Raw genomic sequence first — 19,790 nt, forward strand, 5'->3', positions numbered from 1 at the left:
AATCGACACGGACCCAAAACAGCAGGCGGCGGCTTCGCCGCAATTTGTTGTGGTCCGGTCATCTTCACGTTAACAGCCGCTATCCCCATCACCGCACCGGCAAAAACTGCAAAAACGTCCCGCCCGCCAGGTTCTGCACATAGCTGATGACGGCGCGCCGGTATTTTTCGGTCACCACTTCGGCCAGCAGGTCGAGCCGGCCGATGACCTTGCCGAATTCGCGCTCGAAACTCAGGTTGCGGTCCAGGCCCGAGATGTCGTCGGCCAGCAGCAGCGGCTGGCCCGCAGCGTTGCGCCGGCTCGACAGCAGCCAGACGGCGATTTCGATGTTGCGCGCCGCGTTGTAGAGGTGTTGCGCGTCCAGGCTGTCAATCAGGTAGAGCTTGGTCTTGCCGCCGTGGGCCGTGACCAGCATGTCGGCGCTGGCCACGACAAAGGCCGCCACGCGGTCGCCGGTGAAGTCAGGGCTCAGCGCCAGCGACAGCGCCGCGATGTCGCGCTTGCCCTGCAGTTCGGGCCAGGGTGTTGCGCTGTCGATGGCCTGGCGCAGTTCCGCCAGGGCCGCTTCACGGCTGCTGGCACCGGACCGGCGCCATTCGGCCGGATTGCGCCGGTACAGCTTGTCGGCGATGCGCAGCAGGCTGTCCAGGTTGTCGCGCATGCCAAGGGTGGCCATGCGGTTCACGTCCGACTGGGCCAGCTCCGTCGGCCGCAGCGGCGCGACCTGCGCTTCGCCGCGCGTGCCGAGCACCGAGCTGCCGCAGCCCGCCAGCGCGGCCAGCAGGAAAACAAAAAGCGGCAGGGCGCCGCGAAACTCACGCACGTCTCAGCGCGCTGGCGCGGCCGGCTGCGCCAGCGGCTTGAGCAGGCCGCTGGACATCAGCACTCGGTGGTCAATCTTGATGCAGTGGTCCTGCACCACCAGCAGGCCGGCGGCTTCAGCCCTGGCGGCGGCTTCGGGGTGGGCGATGCCCAGTTGCATCCACACCGCCCTGGCGCCGATGGCGATGGCCTCATCGACGATGGGCGGAATGTCTTCGCTGTTCCTGAAGCAGTTCACCAGGTCGATTTTTTCGTGCCGGGCCGCTTCCTGCAGCGTGGCATAGGCTTTTTCGCCCAGCACCTCGGCGGCATTCGGGTTGACCGGAATGATGCGGTAGCCGGCGGCCTGCATGTAGCGCGCCACGTCAAAGCTGGCCCGGTGCGGCTTGGGCGACAGGCCGACCACGGCGATGGTGCGGCAATGGTTGAGGATGTAGGGAATGCGTTCAGCGGCGGGAAGGTGCTGCATCGTGTGGCTCCTGGTGGTTGGGGATGGCAAGGCTTGCGGCTGCGGGACGGGGCATGCGGCATGAACTCGTCACAGCTTGGCCAGTTCGGCCCTGACATCGCTCACGGACAAGATTTCGGACAATACCACCGGCGCGCGGCCGGGCTTGTAAAACACGTAAACCGGCACGCCGCTGCGGCCGAGTTCGGCCAGCGCCTTGGTCACGGCCGGGTCGCGGCGCGTCCAGTCGGCGCGCAGCAGGGCGACGTTTTTGGCGTCCATGTCGGCCAGCACGTCGGCGTTGGCCAGCGTGGTTTTCTTGTTGTACTGGCAGGTCACGCACCAGGCGGCGGTGAAATCGACAAACACGCTCTGGCCCTGCGCCGCCAGCTGCTCGACCCGGCCGGGCTGCCAGTCCTGCCAGCGGGCCGAGGCTGCGGCCGCTGGCGGGATCACCGGCTTGATGATGTTCGGGCCGATAGCCCATATCGCAAAAGCGCAGAGCGCTACTGAAACCGTAGCGATGGCGCGGCGCGCCGTGCCGCGCAGGCTGAAGGACCAGACAGCCAGCGCGAGCAGCACCAGGAGCGCCAGCAGCGCGCCCGCGCCGTCGATGCCGCTTTGCTGGCCCAGCACCCAGACCAGCCAGGCGACGGTGGCAAACATCGGAAACGCCATCAGCTGCTTGAACGTCACCATCCACGCGCCGGGCCGGGGCAGGGCGCGCGCCACGGCCGGCAGCGCGCTGGCCGCCAGGTAGGGCAGCGCCATGCCGATGCCGATGGCGCCGAACACCGCCAGCGCCTGCAGCGCCGGCAGGCCGACGGCATAACCGAGCGACGCGCCCATGAAGGGCGCGGTGCAGGGCGAGGCAATCGCCGTGGCCAGCACGCCCGACAAAAACGCATTGACGCTGGGGTTTTTTGCCTGCAGGTTGACGACGCGGCTGGGCAGGATGACGCCAAAGTCGAACAGCCCGGCCAGGTTCAGCCCCAGCAGCGTGAACAGCGCCGCCAGCGCCGCCACCACCGCCGGATTTTGCAGCTGAAATCCCCAGCCGAGCTGGTCGCCCGCCGCGCGCAGGCCCAGCAGCAGCGCGCCCAGCGCCAGAAACGACAGGAGTACGCCAGCGCTGTAGGCCAGCCCGGAGGTCAGGCGCGCGGCCTGGCTTTTCTGGCTCGCGAAGCCGACCACCTTGATCGCCAGCACCGGGAACACGCAGGGCATCAGGTTCAGGATCAGCCCGCCCAGCAGCGCGCCGAGCAGCGCGGCCAGCAGGCCAAGGGGCGGCTGGCCGGGCTGAATGGGCGCAGCCGGGGCGGCCGCATTGGCCTTGAGCGCTGCCTGCAGCGCCGGCGACACCACGGCCACGCTGGCGGCGGCAGGCCAGTCGCCGCTGACGGGTGCGTCGATGCGCCAGGCGGCATCGCCCAAGGCCACGACCAGCGGCAGGCGCGCCGGGCTGTCGGTGCGCTGGGCGGACAGCGGCAGCTCAGCCGTCCAGAGCGCGCCCTGCCATTCCTGCCGCCACGGCGCGGCCGGCTCGATGATGCCGGCGGTTTCGGGGAACAGCGCCAGCGTTTTTCCCTGCAGCGCGGCGGGCAGGCCGGCCAGCGAGACTTTCAGCGCCTTGCCGCTGACTTCGATCTGGCTGCCGCCCGTGGGCAGCGGTTTTGGCGTGGCGTCGAAAGCGGCCTGGAACAAGGCGCCGCTGGCCGCCGTCGAGCCCCGGGCCGGCAGGCTTAAGGTGAACTCGCCCTCCTGCGGGATGCATTCCTTGCGGCAGACCAGCCAGGCGGCCTTGAGCTTCACGTCGAGTTGCGCGGCATTGAAGCCGGGCGCGACGGTGAGCGGCACCGGCAGCAGCACCGTGCCTTCGTAGCCGTAGTTGGCCAGCGTGCCGATGGGGATTTTGCGTGGCGTCGGCCAGGCGATCTCGCCCGCCGTGACGCCGGCCGGCAGTTGCCATTCGAGCATCGTCGGCAGGCCTGAATCGCCGGAATTCTTCCAGTAGGTGTGCCATTCGGGCTGGTGCGCCAGCTGCAGGCCCAGCCAGACCGGCTTGCCCGGCTCGACGCCCTCGGGCGCCCAGGCCAGCAGTTCGGCGCGCACCTGTTCGGTCGTGACCACGGGGCGGGCCTGTGACGTTTTTATCAGGTCATTTTGGGCATTTGCGCATACAGGAAGGGCGCAAGCAGCTATTAAAAACAGAGCAGAAAGAATGCGGTGGAAATTCATGATGAGGGTCTGAGCAGCGGCCCCGCCTTTGGTTCCGGCGGCGCAGGGCTGGCAAAGCGCGGCCCGTGCCGGGATTGTGCGCTCGCCGTGAAATGCCTTATGGCTTGTCGGGTGGTGGCGCAAACACTGCCCTTGCGCTGCGTGCCCTTGGATTGGTTTCTCATTATTTACATTTTGGCCTAAATGCATAAAATGAGAAACACTATGCCAGCACCACCCCTTGCCATCTCAAACGCCATGGCCACCCGATTGGGTGCGCTGGGGCAGCAGATTCGTACCCGCCGCAAGGCACTTAGGCTCAGCGCCACGGTGGCTGCAGAGGCGGCTGGCCTGTCGCGCGTGACTTTGCACCGCATGGAAAAGGGCGCGCCCGCCGTCACCATGGCGGCCTACCTGAACGTCATGGCAGCGCTGGGGCTGGACTTCAGCCTGAGCCTGCCAGCCGACCCCGCCGCCGTTGCGCCTGCCGCCGATCACACCGGCTGGATTCCGGCGCGCGTGCGCCTGGGTGATTACCCGCAGCTCAAGCAACTCGCCTGGCATGTGCAGGGCGTGGATGAACTGACACCGGCCGAGGCGCTCAGCATTTATGAGCGCAACTGGCGCCATATCGACGTGGCAGCGCTGCAGCCGCATGAGCAACAGCTGGTCGATGCCTTGCGCCTGGCCCTGACATGAGTGCCCGCCATGTTTGAACGACCCCACCACCAGCGCATTGCACAGGTACTGCGCGCGCTCAATGCGCCGCTGCTGCGTGAAAACCTCTGTCTGTTTGGCGGGGGTACGGCCATCGCGCTGCGCTATGGCGAATACCGTGAGTCGGTTGACATGGACTTTCTGGTATCAAGCCTTGCCAGCTACCGCAACCTGCGCCAGTTGCTGACCAACCCCGGCGGCATTGCCGGCATTGTTCATGCCCAGGCGGCACCCTTGGAGCAAATCAAGGAGGTGCGGGCGGATCAATATGGCATTCGGACCCTGCTGCGTGTGGACGGTCAGCCCATCAAGTTCGAGATTATTTTGGAGGGCCGCATCCAGCTGGCGGCGCCGACGGCGAAAGATGAAGTCTGCGGTGTCGCCACGTTGAGCCCCCTGGACATGGCTGCGTCCAAGCTGCTGGCCAATTCAGACCGATGGGGCGACGACGGCGTATTCAACCGCGACGTAATTGACCTGGCCATGATGAAGCCGTCGCTGGCACTGCTGCGCCAGGCACTGCTGAAAGCGCACGGCGCCTATGGCCAGGCCATCCGGCAGGACTTGGACAAGGCTCTTTTGCGGCTGCAAACCCGGCAGGGCTGGCTGGAGCGCTGCATGCAGGCCATGGCCATGGTGGAACCCAAGGCCGTGGTGTGGCAGCGGCTTCGGGCGCTGCGCAGGAATTGACCAGAAATATTGGTCAAATTGGCCTCTGGCGCAATAGCAGCGTGCGCAAGCAGCTATCAATAAAGTAGTGATTTACGGGGCTGGCGGCAAAAACACCGCCGGCAGTTTTTTCGGCGCCCGGATGCGCAACTGCTTGTTGACGTTCTCGCGCCCGAACACCACCTCGATGTCGGCCACGGCCACGCCGAACAGCGGCGCCAGAAAGCGCACCATGTGGTCGGTCGCCTTGCCCGCCAGCGGCGCGGCCGTCACGCTGACCTTGAGCTGTGTGCCCTTGGGCTTGCCGATGGCGTCCTTGCCGGCGCTGGGCTTGCCCAGGATGTTGACCACCAGCACGTCGCCGTCCCAGGCAAAGAAGGACTCGCCCGTGATGTTGCGGATCTGGCCCCGGCTCATGCGGCGGGTTGGCGGCGTTGGGTTGCGGGCTGGGCGGGATGGTTCAGGGCGGAATGGGGCATGGTCTGGCGATGATAGGCGCTGGCCGTGCCGGGAAAACGATGCGTTTCAGCATGGCTTAATAAAGGTGCCGCACAATGGCCCCAAGACTCCAGGGGGCTTTTTATGAATCGGCAATCCACATCCCATTACGACGCACTGAGCTTGGCGTTTCATTGGCTCACGGCCATCGTCGTGACCATCGCCTTCATCCTTGGGCCGGAAGGCTTCGGGCGGCTCATGCGCCAAGGCATCGACCCTGCGACCCGAAGCGACATTGTCTGGCACGAAACCCTGGGCCTGACGGTGCTGGCGCTGACCGTGCTGCGCCTGCTGTGGCTGGCGTTGCGGCCTGCCGCACCGCAGATTCCTATGGCCGGCTGGATGCACATCTCGGCCAAACTGATGCACGCGGCGCTGTGGGCGCTGTTGCTGGCCTTGCCGGTCACGGCGCTGCTGGCGCTGGGCAGCGAGTCCCATCCGCTGACGCTGCTGGGCGGCGTGCGCATCGACCAGATGCCGCTGATTGCCAACTCCGCCATCGCAAAACTGGCCGACTGGGGCGAGGTGCATCAATTCCTGGGCGACGCCATCATGTGGCTGGCCGGGCTGCACGCCGCCGCAGCGATTTACCACCATGTCATTGTCAAGGATGGCGTTCTCTTGAGCATGCTGCCCGCCAAGCGGCCGCGCTGAAATGGCCTCGGTTCAGGACCGGGCGCTCAAAACCATCGCCGCGTTTGAAGGGCTAAAGGGCCTTGCCGCCATCGCCAGCGGCTTGGGGCTGCTGAGCCTGCTGCACCACGATATCCGGCATCTCGCGCTGGAGCTGGTCGGGCACTTCGGCCTCAATCCCGCGCAGCATTTCCCCTCGCTCTTTTTGCACTACGTTGACCTGTTGAACAGCACGCCGGTCAGCACCTTGATGCTTCTTTTGTGCGGCTATGCGGCGCTGCGCCTGGCCGAAGCCTACGCCCTGTGGCGCGAACGCGCATGGGGCGCGCTGCTGGGCGCCTTGTCGGGCGGAATCTACATTCCCTTTGAATGGCGCCACTTGCTGCATCGGCCAAGCCTCATCAGCGCAGGGGTTCTGGCGGTGAATGTATTGATCGTGGTTTTTCTGGCGTATCGCTTATGGCGCCGGCGCGTGGCAATTCGCTCAAGCAAAAATTCTATTGAACTATGGGGATGAACGGCAGCTCCAACAATGATGAAAAAAGTCACGAAAGGCGTGGCGAAACGCCTGATCTTTTCGCTAATTGCGCTGTCTGCCTTGGGCGGGTGTGCGGTTTATGGTCCCCCCGGACCCTATGTGTACGGCACGGACGTCAATGGCCAGCCCATTTATGCGCCTGCACCCGTCAATGCAGCCCCATCGTATTACTCCCCTTATTACTACGACCCCGTGTACGTGGGGCCGCCCGTCTTTTTCAACTTCGGCTTTTACTCAAGGGGCGGAGGCTTTCATGGAGGCGGTAGAGGTTTTCACGGCGGTGGCCGGGGCTCTCACGGCGGCGGTCATCGGTAGTTTTGCCGGGGCACGTTTAAGCGAATTTTCATCCAGATGAATCTGGCGAGGTCTGTCAGTGCATCCGCGCCGCAGCCAAACTCGCCGGGTTCAGCCTGAGCGCGGCGCAGGCGTCGCGCAGCACGGCGCGGCGCACGGGCTGGCCGGACTGGTGTTTTTCGATGGCCGCGTGCGCCCAGCCGCAGCCCTTGCTGCTGCCCAGGCCCGCGCCCACCGTGGCTTGGCGCAGGGCGGCGATGCGGGCGCGGCCAGCGGCCACGACCTCGGGCGCTGCGGGCCTGGCGACTGGCGGTTTCCACAGCGCGGGCGCTGGCGCTGCCGCCGTGGTGGCCGTGGCGGCGGGGCTGATGGCGCGGCCACCGGGCGTGGCCTGAAGCCAGCCGGCCTCGAACCGCGCCCAGCGGCGGCGCGGTTCGCAGCAGGTCTGCAGCGCCTGCTCCAAGCTCAAGCCGGCAAGGCGGGCTTGCTGGCCAATCGCCTCGATCACCGCCGCCGTGACCGGCCCCGTGCGCTTGGCTTGGCGGATGGCCGCGAAGTCGGCCAGGACTTCGGGGTTCACGCCATCGACCACCATCAGCGCCGCCGGCAAGGCCGGTGCGCCTGTTCCTTCTGTGTTCTCTTGACGGTTCAAGACAGTTATGGGTGCAGATTCTGCGGGGGTCGGTGTCGAAATCTGCGGGGGTGGCGTGCCGTTTTCTGCGGGGGTCACGGCAAAAGCTGCAGGGGTCGGGGCCGGGTGGTCCACCGCGCCAGCGCCCGGCGCGGCCGCGAACACCAGCGGCATCAAGCCGTCCAGGTGAACCGTGTAGCGCGTGGCGTGGCCGATGCGCAGCCGGGGCCGCAGGATGCCCGCCGTGACCAGCCCGCGCACATGCCCCTGCACGGCGCGCGCGCTCAGGCCGCACATCAGCGCCACGCGGGCGATGGACGGCCAGCTCAGGCCGGATTCGTTGTTGACGTGGTGGCAAAAGCACTGCAGCACCAGCTTGGAAATGCCACGGGGCAGGGCGCAGCGCCAGAGACGGGCGGCCAGATCAAGGCTCAGGCTGGCGCTCATGTGGCACCGCCTTTGCGGGTGAGGGCGAAAAGATGGGCGCCGTGGAATGCCACGGGCGGGTGTGCGGAAGAGTCAGCCATGAATGGCCTCCAAGAGTGCAGTTTGCAAAAACCGCCGCACCCGAGACCAATCGGGGGCGGCAGCTCGAACGGGTTGGTCTACCGGGCACTCTTGCGAAAACCGGCGGAGCCGAGGCTCCCCCATCCGAGCCGCCAAAACTGGAGGCAAAAATGATGAAGCCGCAGGTTCTGCGGGAAAACTGCGGCTTTTGTCGCAGAGTGATTCGAGAGACCAATCTCGGCCACACCTTTTTTTGATGTGGACTTGGGGGGAAGTATAGCCGGGGAAATTGTAGAGGACCAATCGGGTTCGGTGAAGCAGAAATTTGGAAAAGCTAGTTATATCTGTTAACTAAATAAATCGAGGCTTTAACTGGTGGTTGTTTATTTTATTTTTGCTCAGTTACATTAACCAATTGATTGTCGATAGAAATTGAATCAAGAGGGGAGATAATAGATTCATCTGGCGTTTCGACTTCCACTACAGGTTGAGGTACAACAAGAAATTGAAAATTTATAGATTTCAAATCGGCGAGAAATTTTTGCCCACTTCCATTGAGTTCACTTACTGACCAAAGTTGATAAATTAATAACCAGTTTTTATCTTTTTCACGCGAGTCTGCTAACTTTAACAGCTTCCCAAAATTGTTGATTTCTTTGATCACTTCATAGAGGTTGTGTTTCGTTGCATATGCAAAAAGCATAACATTGGAAATACAATCGTTTAGGTTGATTATTTCAATAAATTCATTATCTTTCAAATCGAGCGTGACATTATGTTTTAGGGCGTAGTAAAAAGCATGTGCAATGATGTCAAAGTAAAGTTTTCGAACTCCCAGCCTTATTAGTGAAGTCGAGAGCTTAGAAACTTTATCAGCTAAGCCAGGGTGTCCATATTTATCAAAAACTGCTTTATCAAGTAATGGTACAAGGTATGGATATACAAGCGCCATATTCATGACTTCTAAAACATAGAGGCGTTTGGCTCTTATGTTTAATTTTATAGAATTTGTATTTCCTGCTAAGATTTTGATTGCGTAGCTTAGGGGAGTGGATTTACCTGCTATGCGTGAACATTCCAACGCAAGATCAAGAAAAGATCTGATTTTTGAAAATCCAATTTCTTGATCTTTGGGAAAATCAAAACTATTAATCCGATGAATCCAGTCTTCCACACTAGGCGTAGGTAGTGGCAAAATACTTGTTTTTTTGTAATTAAGTGACATTTCATAAGAACGCAAACAAAGACCTAAGTCTTTAACAAATTTTTCTGCCTCATCAAAGGTGTCGGCAAAAAATGTGTAGTCATCAATGTGGCGCACAATTTTTTTATATTTTTTCTGTAGATCAGTATCAATTTTGGTTAATATAATTTCAGAAATAATGCTAGAAGCATGAGGTCCTATAAGTAAACCATTGGTTTGTCCATCGCGAGTATTTTGTGTGCATTTATCTAAAAGATTTCCAGCCAGTTCAGTAATTTTTTGGTTTTTCTTTGTTGTGATTTTGTCATGGAGTGCCCAAGGAATAGAATGCGTATAAATACTTGGATAGCAGGACGCGACATCTGCTTTGACAACGAATTGAGCGCCTGCCATCCAATTAATTTCATCTTCTTCAAGTTGGTAGCGTTCACTACCTTTGTAATTCATCTTGAAGATACTATCGCTACCCATCTTCCGAACATGAACTCGGCTAATTGAAGGATCAGGCTGATTGCAATGTTCGGCAATTACCTGCCAATGTTTTGAAAGTGCGAGTGCCTGAATAGCATAAGATCCTGGATGAGGAATGCCAAGATGTCTAGGAATATTGATGTCCCGCAGCGCGTCATAACGAATGTAATCGTGAGAGTAGGGTTTAATTTTCTTTTTTAACTTGGCTTCATCTGTTTCTTCAAAAATTTCTTTCAATGTATCAGATGCAATTTTCGCTAACCCAATTGATGTAAAACAAGCTGGAACTTTATCGGAAAATAAACCATGATCCAAGAGACCAGTGAGTATGTCGGATGGACTTAGTTTTTCTTTTGTTGAGTGAAACCACTCTTGAGGATTTGATAACATGAATTTATAGAAGTTGAAAGCCGTGATTTAAGTAGTTTTATGGCAGTGATAAATTTCATGTTACTCGCACTTACAACTTAGGAGTGCAAATATTTAGTATTTTTAATTTCATCATCTGTTCGGTTTCCAGTCGGCCAAAAAAACCTGAAATTCAGCGGATGAATCTGCCTTTGCAACCCGCACGCCCAGCGGACTGAGTAATACGATTTTCAAGCTATTTATGCCTTTAGCGCAGTCTGTACTTGCATATACAGCTATGAATCTGATAGCGTAGCACGCTGTACCGCCTGTTGTCATGCCATGCCCGGCTGGCGCTAAGGTTCGTTCAACGGCTGCGCTGCTTGTGTACGAAGCGGACCGACTCGCTATAAATAAAATAGCTGCTAGCGCATACGCAGCAAGCACTAAAAGCCGATTTAGCTTAAAGAATCAACCCCGCACCGCCTCAACCCAGCGCAAACACCGTCTCCAGCGTCGTCAGCAGTTGTTGCAGCGTCGCCGGATGCACGGCACCCAGGCGCTTCACCAGCCGCACCTTGTCCAGCGTGCGTAGCGCCGGGCGTTACGGGGTTATTGAGATTTCCCCGCAGCCCTCAGCGCCGCCGCCACCACATCGAGTGGCAGCAAGAGCGTCAACGGCGCATCGAGTAAGGGCAGCGCCCCATGAGCGCCGCCGCCCCCGACGTCTTCACGCTGGCCATCGTCAAAGCCGAAGCCCGCATTGATAGCCGCCTGCTGGCGCTGCACCTGGGCAACCAGCACAAGGCCACGCATGCCAATGCGAATCCTGGCCGACGTGCCTTCTTGATTTTGTACGGCAATGCCGTATGATTACAACCATGCACACCGTTTCTGAAACCGAGATTTTTCAAAAGTACGCTGAAGGCGTGTGGCTTGAGGCTGAGCGCGTCGAGTTCATCAACTGGATTGCGGCCAACCCGCTGGCCGGCGATGTGGTGCCGGGCTCCAACGGCTGCCGCAAGGTGCGCTGGAGCCGCAGCGGCAGGGGCAGGCGCGGCGGCGCGCGGGTGATTTATTTCAACGAGCTTGAGGGGCGCATCTGGCTGTTGATCGTCTATGCGAAAGCAAATTCGACAACCTGCCGGCTGCATTTTTGGCACAACTTAAACACGAGGTGGAACATGGCTAAACCAATCGACGCGGAAATGGAACAATTCCAAAATGACCTGCTGGCGTCCGTCCGACAAATGAAGGCGGGCAAGGCGGCGCGCACGACTGTTGTCGCCCTGACGCCTGCCGCCGACGCCAGGGCGAAGGTAGGAATGTCGCAGTCCGAATTTGCAGCGCTGCTGGGCGTGTCGGTGCGTACCTTGCAGGACTGGGAGCAAGGCAGGCGCGAGCCATCCGGCGCGGCCAAGACGCTGCTGCGCATTGCGGCGCGCACGCCGGAGGCGGTCAGGCTGGCAGTCTGATCGGCTGCGCTGCTTGTGTATGAAGCGAACCGATTTGCTATAAATAAAATAGCTGCTTGCGCATACGCAGCGTGCGCTACAAGCCGATTTTGCTTAAAAAATGCACCCCGCGCCGCCTCAACCCGGCGCAAACACCGACTGCAGCGTCGCCGCATGCGCCGGTTCCCGATTCAGCGCCTGATAATCCCGCCATGCCTTCCCCTCAAGCGCCTGATTCGACCTTTTCGCCCGCCATCGTCCTGGCCACGCTCAATGCCAAGTACATCCACGCCGCGCTGGGCCTGCGCTGCCTGCTGGCCAACCTGGACCGCCACGGCGGCGCCGGCCTGCGCGCCGTGACGCAGCTGCGCGAATTCACTATTGGGCAGCGGCCCGTGCAGATCGTCGAAAGCCTGCTGGCGCTCAGCCCCAAGGTGATCGGGCTGGGCGTCTATATCTGGAACGTGGTCGAAACGACGCAGGTCGTGCGCCTCCTGAAAACCCTGCGCCCCGACATCAAGATCGTGCTCGGCGGGCCGGAGGTCAGCTTTGAAACCGGCGAGCAGGAAATCTGCCGGCTGGCCGACCATGTGGTCACCGGCTGGGGCGACGTGAGTTTTCCCAAGCTGTGCCGCGCCTTGCTCGACGGCCCGCAGCCGCTGATGAAAATCATCGCCGGCGAGCAGCCGCCTTTGGACGCGCTGGCCTTGCCCTACGGCGAATACACCGACGAGGATCTGGCCAAGCGCCTGCTGTATGTCGAAGCCTCGCGCGGCTGCCCGTTCAAGTGCGAGTTCTGCCTGAGTTCGCTCGACAAGACCGCGTGGGCCTTCGAGCTGGACCGCTTCATGGCCGAAATGGCGCTGCTCTACCGGCGCGGGGCGCGCAATTTCAAGTTCGTGGACCGCACGTTCAATTTGAAGGTGGATTTTTCGGTGCGCATCCTGCAGTTTTTCCTGGACCGCATGAAGGACGAGGCGGGCGCGGTGCAGGCCGCGCCGGGGCTGTTCGTGCATTTCGAGGTTGTTCCCGACAGCCTGCACGAGCGGCTGAAAGCGCTGATCGCGCAGTTTCCGGCCGGCTCGCTGCAGTTCGAGGTCGGCATCCAGAGCTTCAACCCCGAGGTGCAGCAGCGCATTTCGCGCAAGCAGGACAATGCAAAAACCGCCGAGAACCTGCGCTGGCTGGTCACGCAAAGCCAGGCGCATGTTCACGCCGACCTGATCTTCGGCCTGCCGGGCGAGACGCTGCAGAGCTTTGCCGAGGGCTTTGACCGCCTGCATGAACTCGCTCCGCATGAAATCCAGTTCGGCATCTTGAAGCGGCTGCGCGGCACGCCGATCACGCGGCACACGCTGGACTTTGCGATGGCCTACGACCCGCAGACGCCGTACACGATTCTGCAAACCTCGACGATTGACTTTGCGACCATGCAGCGCATCCAGCGCTTTGCGCGCTACTGGGAAATGGTCGCCAACTCGGGCCGGTTTTCAGCGGCGCTGCGCCTGCTGCTGCGGGATGGCCCGGAGGTGGCGGGTTCGGCCTTTCACCATTTCCTGGACTTCAGCGACTGGCTCTGGCGCACGACGGCCAAGACGCATGAATTCGCGCTGGAAAAGCTGGTCGATGTGCTGTTTGAGCACCTGACGGCAGTGCGCGGGCTGAACGATGACGCGGTGCGCGCCGCGCTGCTGGCCGATTACCGCGCCAGCGGCGCGCGCGGCCGGCCGCAATGCCTGGCGGATCTGCTGGCTGCCGGGCGTGCGGACTTGCCGGCAGGGGCGGCCAAGCCCCGGTCCGAGCGGCAGGGCCGGCATGTCAGCCAGCAAACGCACCGCGACGCCATTCAACAAGCGGCGGCGGCTGCCTGAGCCGGGATTTTTACCGCTGACTCGCGGGCGATTGATGTTTCTCAAGGAGGCTGGCCGGGCCGGGGCTAGATTTCAGCTTGTCATCGTCATTCCGGGGAAAAGGAGTCAATCATGAAAAAATCCTTGTCGGTCATTGGCCTGGTCCTCGTGGTTGCCGCCGCGTCCGTTGCGTGCGACAAGATCAAGTCGCCCATGCCGGAACTTCAAAAATCCCCTGCGCCGTCAGGCCAGGCCAGCCCCCCGGAGGGTGAGCGCACGGCCTTTGCGCAGGCCGCTCAAAAAGAGCTGGACGAGCTGAAGGTGACGATTGCCGAATTCAAGGCAAAAGCCGAGGCTTCGGGCGCCCAGACCAAGACCAGGCTTGGCGAGGAAGTCAAAAAACTCGAAGCCGATCTGGGTGAAGCGCAGCAGCGTTTGGCCGCGCTGAAAGCCGCCACGGTGGAATCCTGGAACCAGGTCAAAGCGTCGTTCAGCAGTTCGCTGGAGCAACTCAAGCGCGGCGTCGAGAACTTTCGCAAGAACCCGGTCTGAGGCCAACTCCCGACCATGAAACCCAAACAACTCATTTTTCACGACGCTGCCAGGGGAAAAATCTGGCGCGGGGTGGAGGCGCTGGCCGAAGCCGTGAAGGTCACGCTGGGGCCGCGCGGGCGAACCGTGATCCTGGAGCGCGACTTCGGCCCGCCGCAGATCGTCAACTCCGGCGTGCTGGTGGCCAAGTCGATAGAGCTTGAGGACAGGTTTGAAAACATGGGTGCGCAGCTGCTGCGCGAAGTGGCGGCCCGCACCAGCGAGATGGCGGGCGACGGCACCACCACCGCCACGGTGCTGGCCCACGGCATGATCCAGGAGGGGCTGCGCTATCTGGCCGGCGGCATGAATCCGATGGACCTCAAGCGCGGCATTGAACTGGCCATCGACACGGTGGTGGCCGAACTCCAGCGCATGGCCAAGCCCTGCGCCAGCTCCCAGGAAATCGCGCATGTGGCGGCGATATCGGCCAACAACGACCGCTCCATCGGCGACCTGCTGGCCAGCGCCATCGACAAGGTGGGGCGTGAAGGCGCGATTTCCATCGAGGACGGCTCCGGGCTGGTCAGCGTGCTGGAAGTGGTCGAAGGCATGCAGTTCGACCGGGGTTTCCTGTCGCCGTACTTCATCAACAATGCAGAGCGGCAAAGCGCCGTGCTCGAAGACGTGTCCATCTTGCTGTGTGAAGGCCGGCTGACTTCGCTCAATGACCTGTTGCCTTTGCTGGAGGAAGTCGTCAAGGCCGGCCGCCCGCTGCTGGTGATTGCCGAGGACGTGGACAGCGACTCGCTGGCGGCGCTGGTGATCAACACGATGCGCGGCACCCTGAAAACCTGCGCCGTCAAGGCGCCGGGATTCGGCGACAGGCGCAAGGCGATGGTGCAGGACATTGCGGTGCTGACGGGCGGCACGGTCGTCAGCGACGAGGTCGGGTTGACGCTGGGCAAGGTCAGGCTGCAGGATCTGGGGCGCGCCACCCGCGCCGAGATCACCAAGGAAAGCACCACCCTGATCGGTGGCGCGGGCAAGCCGCAGGCGATCAGGGACAGGATTGCCACCATCCGCAAGGAGCGCGAACTGGCCGCCAGCGACTACGACCGCGAAAAGCTCGACGAGCGCGCGGCCAAGCTGTCGGGCGGCGTCGCCCTGATCAAGGTCGGCGCGGCCACAGAGACCGAGTTGAAGGAGCGCAAGCTGCGCGTTGAAGACGCCCTGCATGCCACGCGCGCGGCGGTGGAAGAGGGCATCGTTCCGGGTGGCGGCGTGGCCTTGTTGCGGGCGCGCCGCACCCTGGCGGGGCTGACCGGCGGCACGCTCGATGAAACGTCCGGTATTCGGCTGGTGTCGCGCGCGCTGGAAGAGCCCTTGCGCCGCATCGTGAGCAATGCGGGCGACGAGCCTTCGGTGATTCTCAACCGGGTTGACGAATCGCCGGACCCGGCATTTGGCTACAACGCGGCCACGCGCGCCTATGGCGACCTGCTGCAGATGGGGGTCATCGACCCGGCCAAGGTCACGCGGCTGGCGCTGCAAAATGCCGCCTCCATTGCCAGCCTGATTCTCACCACCGACTGCATGATTGCCACGGCGCCCAAGCCGTCATCCGAAGAGGGCGCGCTGAATCCGGAAGGCAGCTCGCCCATGTTTTGAGTCACGCCAAACAAAGGAGCATCATGGAAAAGACCTGGATTCTGATAGCGAATGCCGAGCGGGCACGCTGTTTCGAGCGGCATGGCGCCGATCATTCACTCACCGAACTGAGCGACTTTGTGCATCCCCAGGCCAGCCTTGAGGGGCAGGCCGGTGGCGGCGACCTGACGGGCGCAGCCGGCAAGGGCCACGGCCGCACCGGGCACGCCGGCACGCAGTTCGAGCCCCATACCGAAGCCCACGCGAAAGAGCGCGCCAGCTTTGCCCGGCAGCTCGCGGACCACCTCAACGAAGGAATCGCCGGGCAACAGTGCCACGCGATTGTGCTGATTGCGACCAGCCCGATGCTGGGCGAGATCAGGCCCTGTTTGAGCCCTGCTGCCGACAAGGCGGTGAAACGCAGTGTTGCGAGCGACCTGACGCGCTACCAGGGGCTTGACTTGAAGCAGCGCGTTGATGACGCCTTGCAACTGCCTGATTGAAGCAAAGGGCAGGTTTTTTTGATTCCAGACTACAAAAAACGGGAGCACGGTATGTTGAAAATTCTGATCGCGGTGGATGGTTCCGAGCATGCTGACCGGGCCATCGAGGCGGTGGCCGCCATGGCCCGCTCCTCGCTTGAACTGGAGGCTACCTTGCTTTGCGTCAGCCCTGAACCCCTTTTTTACGGCAGCTACACCGCCGCGACCATCCAGAAGATCGAGGACGAGCAGATCGTTCAGCAAAACGCCATCCTGGCCAAGGCCATGGAGCATGCCCGGGTCGCGGGGCTCAAGGTCGTCGCGCCCGCCCGCGCCTATGGCGTGATCGCCAATGAAATCGTGCGCATCGCCAAGGACCGGCAGGTTGACCAGATTGCGCTGGGCACGCGCGGCATGGGGGCGGTGGGCAACATGCTGCTGGGCTCGGTGGCCCAGCGGGTGCTGCATCAGTCACCCGTTCCGGTGCTGCTGGTCAAGTAAGCGCCTGCCGCTCGCTCGGGCGCAGGTCGGCGGCCAGGGCGCGAATGGCCGCCTCGTCCAGGGTTTCCTTTTCAAGCAAGGCATGTGCGCCACGCTCCAGCACCGGCCGGTTGGCGCCCAGGATGGCGCTGGCGCGGGCAAAGCCGTCCATCACGATGGTTCGGATGGCGTCGTCGATGCGCCGCTGCGTGTGTTCTGAAACCGCCGGGCTGTGCGGCTGCATGAGGTCGGCCGGCACGTCGAGCATCTGCTGGCGCCTGGGCTCGAAGGCCACGTAACCCAGGTTGTCGTCCATGCCGTAGCGCGTGACCATGTCGCGGGCCATGTCGGTGGCCTTGGCCAGGTCGTCGGCCGCGCCGGTGGACAGCACGCCAAACACCAGCTTCTCGGCCGCGCGCCCGCCCAGCAGCACGGCGATTTTCTGCTCCAGCTCGGGGCGCGTCATCACGTAGCGGTCTTCGGTCGGGCGCTGGATGGTGTAGCCCAGCGCGCCGATGCCGCGCGGGATGATCGACACCTTGTGCACCGGGTCGGTGCCCGGCTGGGCCAGCGCCACCAGCGCATGGCCCATCTCGTGAAACGCGATGGCCTCGCGCTCCTTCGGGTTGAGCACCCGGTTGCGGCGCTCCAGGCCGGCGACGATGCGCTCCACGGCGGCGGTGAAGTCCGCCAGCGTCACCAGGTCGGCCTTGCGCCGGGTGGCCACCAGCGTGGCTTCGTTCACCAGGTTGGCCAGGTCGGCGCCGCTGAAGCCCGGCGTCAGGGCGGCTACGTTTCCGAGGTCCAGGCCGGGGTCGAGCTTGACCTTGCGCACATGCACTTTCAGGATGTCGGTGCGGCCCTTGCGGTCGGGCCGGTCCACCAGCACCTGGCGGTCAAAGCGGCCGGCCCGCAGCAGCGCTGGGTCGAGGATTTCGGGCCGGTTGGTCGCCGCCAGGATGATCAGCCCGACCGAGGCGTCGAAACCGTCCATTTCCGCCAGCAGCTGGTTCAGCGTCTGCTCTTTTTCGTCGTGCCCGCCCAGGCCGGGAAAGGCGCCGCGCGCGCGGCCCAGCGCATCAAGCTCGTCAATGAAGATGATGGCCGGCGCCATGCCGCGCGCCTGCTCGAACAGGTCGCGCACCCGGGCTGCGCCGACGCCGACGAACATCTCGACGAATTCGCTGCCCGAGATCGAAAAGAAGGGCACGCCGGCCTCGCCCGCCACCGCCTTGGCCAGCAGCGTCTTGCCGGTGCCGGGCGGGCCGACCAGCAGCACGCCCTTGGGAATGTGGGCGCCCAGGCGTCCGTATTCCTGCGGATGCTTGAGGAAGTCCACCACTTCCTCCAGTTCATGCCGGGCTTCATCGACGCCGGCCACGTCGGCAAAGGTGACGCCGGTGTCGGTCTGCACGTAAATCTTGGCGCGGCTTTTGCCAATCGACAAAAAGCCGCCCATGCCCTGCTTGTCGGCGAAGCGGCGGAACAGGAAGAACCACACGCCAAAGAAGATCAGGGTCGGCAAGGTCCACGACAGCAAATCCCTGAAAAACGTGTTCTCGACGACGCGCGTGTAGGGCACGTTGTAGCGCTCCAGCCGCGCCGCCAGGTCGGGTTCGACCCGGGTGGACAGTAGCGTGGTTTTTTTGCCTTCGGCCGTTTTCAGGCGGCCAATGAGGGTGCGGTCGGTCACCGACACCTCGGCGATGCGGCCTTCGCTCAGGGCTTTTTCAAACTCGCTGTAGGGCACCGGCAGGGCTTCGCTGGCGCTTTGCCAGACATTCTGGAACAGCAGCAAAAGCGCCAGCGCAAGCACCCAGTAGCCAAGGTTCCAGCTCTGTTTCGGGTCCACTTCCATCTCCCCAGGCATATCGTCTGAACCGTGAGGCTACGCGCGGCAGGGCGCGGGCCTGATGACAATTGTCAAGGGCGCCGCGTTTGCCCGGCCTGGTGGGCATGGCTGCGCTTTCATTCGGCTGATTTGCGGTGTAGGCTGGAAAACCCCAGGCGGGCCAATGGGATCGGGATGGCGCGAGGCCGCGATATGTCGATATGTGCAAGCCGCGTCAACCCTTGCCAACGATTTCGGGAGACTGCCATGAAATACATCGTCAGTTGGACCTTGCCGCCGGCTAGCTACAACGCCGCCGTGGCGCGCTTTCTGGAGACCGGGGGCGCGCCGCCCCAGGGCGTGGAGATGCTGGGGCGCTGGCACGGCATGAACGGCCAGGGTTTCGCGATCACCGAGTCGAGCGACGCGAAGGCCATGTTCCTCTTCCAGGCGCAATGGGCCGACGTGATCGCCATCGTGGTGACGCCCTGCGTCGAGGACGCCGACGCAGGCGCGGTGCTGGCGACGCTTGGTAAACGCTGAGCGCCGGTCCGCGCATCGCTTGCGCGCCCAAAAGAGCTGGCAGTGGCGGCGCAGGCTGAAGTGATTCAGCCGGGCGCCCGCCGCAATGGCCCAAAATACGCGCATGACTTTTGCACCGCCTGCTCCACCCGCCTTGCCCCGTTTCTGGGCCGACCTGAAAAGCCCCGACTTTGCGCGCCTGGAACTGGACCGCTGCATTGCGGTGCTGCCGGTGGCCGCCATCGAGCAGCACGGCCCGCATTTGCCGCTCAATGTCGATGCCACGCTGGTCGATGGCGTGATCGCCAGCGCGCTGCCGCACTTGCCGGCCAGCCTGCCGGTGCTGTTTTTGCCCACGCAATCCATCGGCTTCAGCCCCGAGCACACGCGCTTTGCCGGCACGCTGACGCTCAAGGCCGAAACCATCCTGCGGCTCTGGACCGAGTTGGCCGAGTCGGTCGCCAGTACCGGCGTGAAGAAGCTTGTGCTGCTCAATTCGCACGGCGGCCAGGTCGGGCTGATGGACGTGGTGGCGCGCGACCTGCGCACCCGCCTTGGCATGCTGGTGTACAGCGTCAATTCCTTCAACCTGCCGCTGGTCGATGAGCGCGGCGACTCGGTGGCGGCGCGGTTCAGCGCCCACGAGCACCGCTTCGGCATCCATGCCGGCGAGATCGAAACTTCGATGATGCTGGCGCTCAGGCCCGGGCAGGTCGATATGGCGAAGGCGCAGGATTTCCATTCCACCTCGCAGGACCGCTCGGAGCGCTTTGGCATCCTGGGCGACGGCCGCAGCGCCAAGCTGGGCTGGCAGATGCAGGACTACAACCCGCACGGCGCGGTCGGCAATGCGCTGGCGGCCACAGCCGAAAAAGGCCATGCGCTGCTGTCTGCCATGGGCCGCAGCCTGGCACAACTGCTGGCTGAAATCGACCAGCTGCCGCCCGATACGCTGCGCGACGCCACGGCATGCTGATATTGGCCGCCGCAAAA

General features: G+C 62.3%; 20 protein-coding genes. 13 read left to right on the forward strand and 7 right to left on the reverse strand.

Going from position 1 to position 19,790, the window contains the following annotated elements; genetic code table 11:
• Positions 1-88 precede the first annotated feature (88 nt).
• From PNAP_RS01845 to PNAP_RS01855, 3 genes are all read right to left on the reverse strand, one after another.
• The gene (locus PNAP_RS01845; RefSeq protein ID WP_011799800.1) at positions 89-823 is read right to left on the reverse strand and encodes a hypothetical protein; all 735 of its coding nucleotides are present in this window, start codon (positions 821-823) and stop codon (positions 89-91) included.
• Between the two features lie 3 nt (positions 824-826).
• Entirely contained in the window at positions 827-1,291 is a 465-nt protein-coding gene (locus PNAP_RS01850; RefSeq protein ID WP_011799801.1) for a CoA-binding protein, read from the reverse strand.
• Positions 1,292-1,360: 69 nt separating this feature from the next.
• The gene (locus PNAP_RS01855) at positions 1,361-3,508 is read right to left on the reverse strand and encodes a protein-disulfide reductase DsbD family protein (RefSeq protein WP_011799802.1); all 2,148 of its coding nucleotides are present in this window, start codon (positions 3,506-3,508) and stop codon (positions 1,361-1,363) included.
• 237 nt (positions 3,509-3,745) lie between these two features.
• Between PNAP_RS01855 and PNAP_RS01860 the strand changes: the two genes are divergently transcribed.
• Together PNAP_RS01860 and PNAP_RS01865 are read left to right on the forward strand one after the other, a co-directional pair.
• Positions 3,746-4,186: a helix-turn-helix domain-containing protein gene (locus tag PNAP_RS01860; protein WP_232290738.1), complete on the forward strand. Its 441-nt coding sequence runs from the start codon at positions 3,746-3,748 to the stop codon at positions 4,184-4,186.
• A 9-nt stretch (positions 4,187-4,195) separates the two neighbouring features.
• On the forward strand, positions 4,196-4,894 hold the full coding sequence (locus PNAP_RS01865) for a nucleotidyl transferase AbiEii/AbiGii toxin family protein (protein WP_011799804.1): 699 nt from the start codon (positions 4,196-4,198) through the stop codon (positions 4,892-4,894).
• Positions 4,895-4,966: 72 nt separating this feature from the next.
• Here PNAP_RS01865 and PNAP_RS01870 read toward each other — a convergent pair whose 3' ends face one another.
• Positions 4,967-5,290: a DUF167 domain-containing protein gene (locus PNAP_RS01870; protein WP_011799805.1), complete on the reverse strand. Its 324-nt coding sequence runs from the start codon at positions 5,288-5,290 to the stop codon at positions 4,967-4,969.
• A gap of 165 nt (positions 5,291-5,455) precedes the next feature.
• On the opposite strand from PNAP_RS01870, the gene PNAP_RS01875 reads away from it, so the two are divergent.
• Both PNAP_RS01875 and PNAP_RS01880 read left to right on the forward strand, forming a co-directional pair.
• The gene (locus PNAP_RS01875; protein WP_011799806.1) at positions 5,456-6,025 is read left to right on the forward strand and encodes a cytochrome b; all 570 of its coding nucleotides are present in this window, start codon (positions 5,456-5,458) and stop codon (positions 6,023-6,025) included.
• 1 nt (position 6,026) lies between these two features.
• The gene (locus PNAP_RS01880; RefSeq protein ID WP_011799807.1) at positions 6,027-6,521 is read left to right on the forward strand and encodes a DUF2127 domain-containing protein; all 495 of its coding nucleotides are present in this window, start codon (positions 6,027-6,029) and stop codon (positions 6,519-6,521) included.
• 391 nt (positions 6,522-6,912) lie between these two features.
• Here PNAP_RS01880 and PNAP_RS01885 read toward each other — a convergent pair whose 3' ends face one another.
• A complete protein-coding gene (locus tag PNAP_RS01885; protein WP_011799809.1) occupies positions 6,913-7,914 on the reverse strand; it encodes a hypothetical protein in 1,002 nt (333 codons plus the stop codon).
• 448 nt (positions 7,915-8,362) lie between these two features.
• Positions 8,363-10,039, reverse strand: coding sequence for an RNA-directed DNA polymerase (locus tag PNAP_RS25445; RefSeq protein WP_083758010.1), 1,677 nt, complete (start codon positions 10,037-10,039; stop codon positions 8,363-8,365).
• 663 nt (positions 10,040-10,702) lie between these two features.
• On the opposite strand from PNAP_RS25445, the gene PNAP_RS26765 reads away from it, so the two are divergent.
• The 7 genes from PNAP_RS26765 to PNAP_RS01920 all read left to right on the forward strand — a co-directional run bounded on the left by PNAP_RS26765 (position 10,703) and on the right by PNAP_RS01920 (position 16,465).
• Positions 10,703-10,870, forward strand: a complete 168-nt coding sequence (locus PNAP_RS26765) for a hypothetical protein (RefSeq protein ID WP_157040194.1) — start codon at positions 10,703-10,705, stop codon at positions 10,868-10,870.
• Positions 10,871-11,193: 323 nt separating this feature from the next.
• Positions 11,194-11,472 carry a helix-turn-helix domain-containing protein gene (locus tag PNAP_RS01895; RefSeq protein WP_086000553.1) on the forward strand — a complete coding sequence of 93 codons (279 nt, stop codon included), beginning with the start codon at positions 11,194-11,196 and terminating at the stop codon, positions 11,470-11,472.
• Positions 11,473-11,663: 191 nt separating this feature from the next.
• Entirely contained in the window at positions 11,664-13,322 is a 1,659-nt protein-coding gene (locus tag PNAP_RS01900; protein WP_011799813.1) for a B12-binding domain-containing radical SAM protein, read from the forward strand.
• A gap of 111 nt (positions 13,323-13,433) precedes the next feature.
• Entirely contained in the window at positions 13,434-13,853 is a 420-nt protein-coding gene (locus PNAP_RS01905; protein ID WP_011799814.1) for a sll1863 family stress response protein, read from the forward strand.
• Positions 13,854-13,868: 15 nt separating this feature from the next.
• Positions 13,869-15,503, forward strand: coding sequence for a chaperonin GroEL (groL, locus tag PNAP_RS01910; RefSeq protein ID WP_011799815.1), 1,635 nt, complete (start codon positions 13,869-13,871; stop codon positions 15,501-15,503).
• Positions 15,504-15,526: 23 nt separating this feature from the next.
• A complete protein-coding gene (locus PNAP_RS01915) occupies positions 15,527-15,985 on the forward strand; it encodes a host attachment protein (RefSeq protein ID WP_011799816.1) in 459 nt (152 codons plus the stop codon).
• Positions 15,986-16,036: 51 nt separating this feature from the next.
• The gene (locus PNAP_RS01920) at positions 16,037-16,465 is read left to right on the forward strand and encodes a universal stress protein (RefSeq protein ID WP_011799817.1); all 429 of its coding nucleotides are present in this window, start codon (positions 16,037-16,039) and stop codon (positions 16,463-16,465) included.
• Here PNAP_RS01920 and ftsH read toward each other — a convergent pair.
• Positions 16,458-18,302, reverse strand: coding sequence for an ATP-dependent zinc metalloprotease FtsH (gene ftsH / locus PNAP_RS01925; RefSeq protein WP_408633746.1), 1,845 nt, complete (start codon positions 18,300-18,302; stop codon positions 16,458-16,460). The genes PNAP_RS01920 and ftsH overlap by 8 nt on opposite strands.
• A gap of 240 nt (positions 18,303-18,542) precedes the next feature.
• Between ftsH and PNAP_RS01930 the strand changes: the two genes are divergently transcribed.
• Both PNAP_RS01930 and PNAP_RS01935 read left to right on the forward strand, forming a co-directional pair.
• Positions 18,543-18,818 (forward strand): DUF3303 domain-containing protein, encoded by a 276-nt coding sequence (locus PNAP_RS01930; protein WP_041376459.1) that lies wholly within the window; start codon positions 18,543-18,545, stop codon positions 18,816-18,818.
• Between the two features lie 103 nt (positions 18,819-18,921).
• A complete protein-coding gene (locus PNAP_RS01935; RefSeq protein WP_041376913.1) occupies positions 18,922-19,773 on the forward strand; it encodes a creatininase family protein in 852 nt (283 codons plus the stop codon).
• Positions 19,774-19,790 lie beyond the last annotated feature (17 nt).

The organism is Polaromonas naphthalenivorans CJ2, from assembly GCF_000015505.1.
In the GTDB taxonomy this organism is placed as follows: Bacteria; Pseudomonadota; Gammaproteobacteria; order Burkholderiales; family Burkholderiaceae_C; genus Polaromonas; species Polaromonas naphthalenivorans.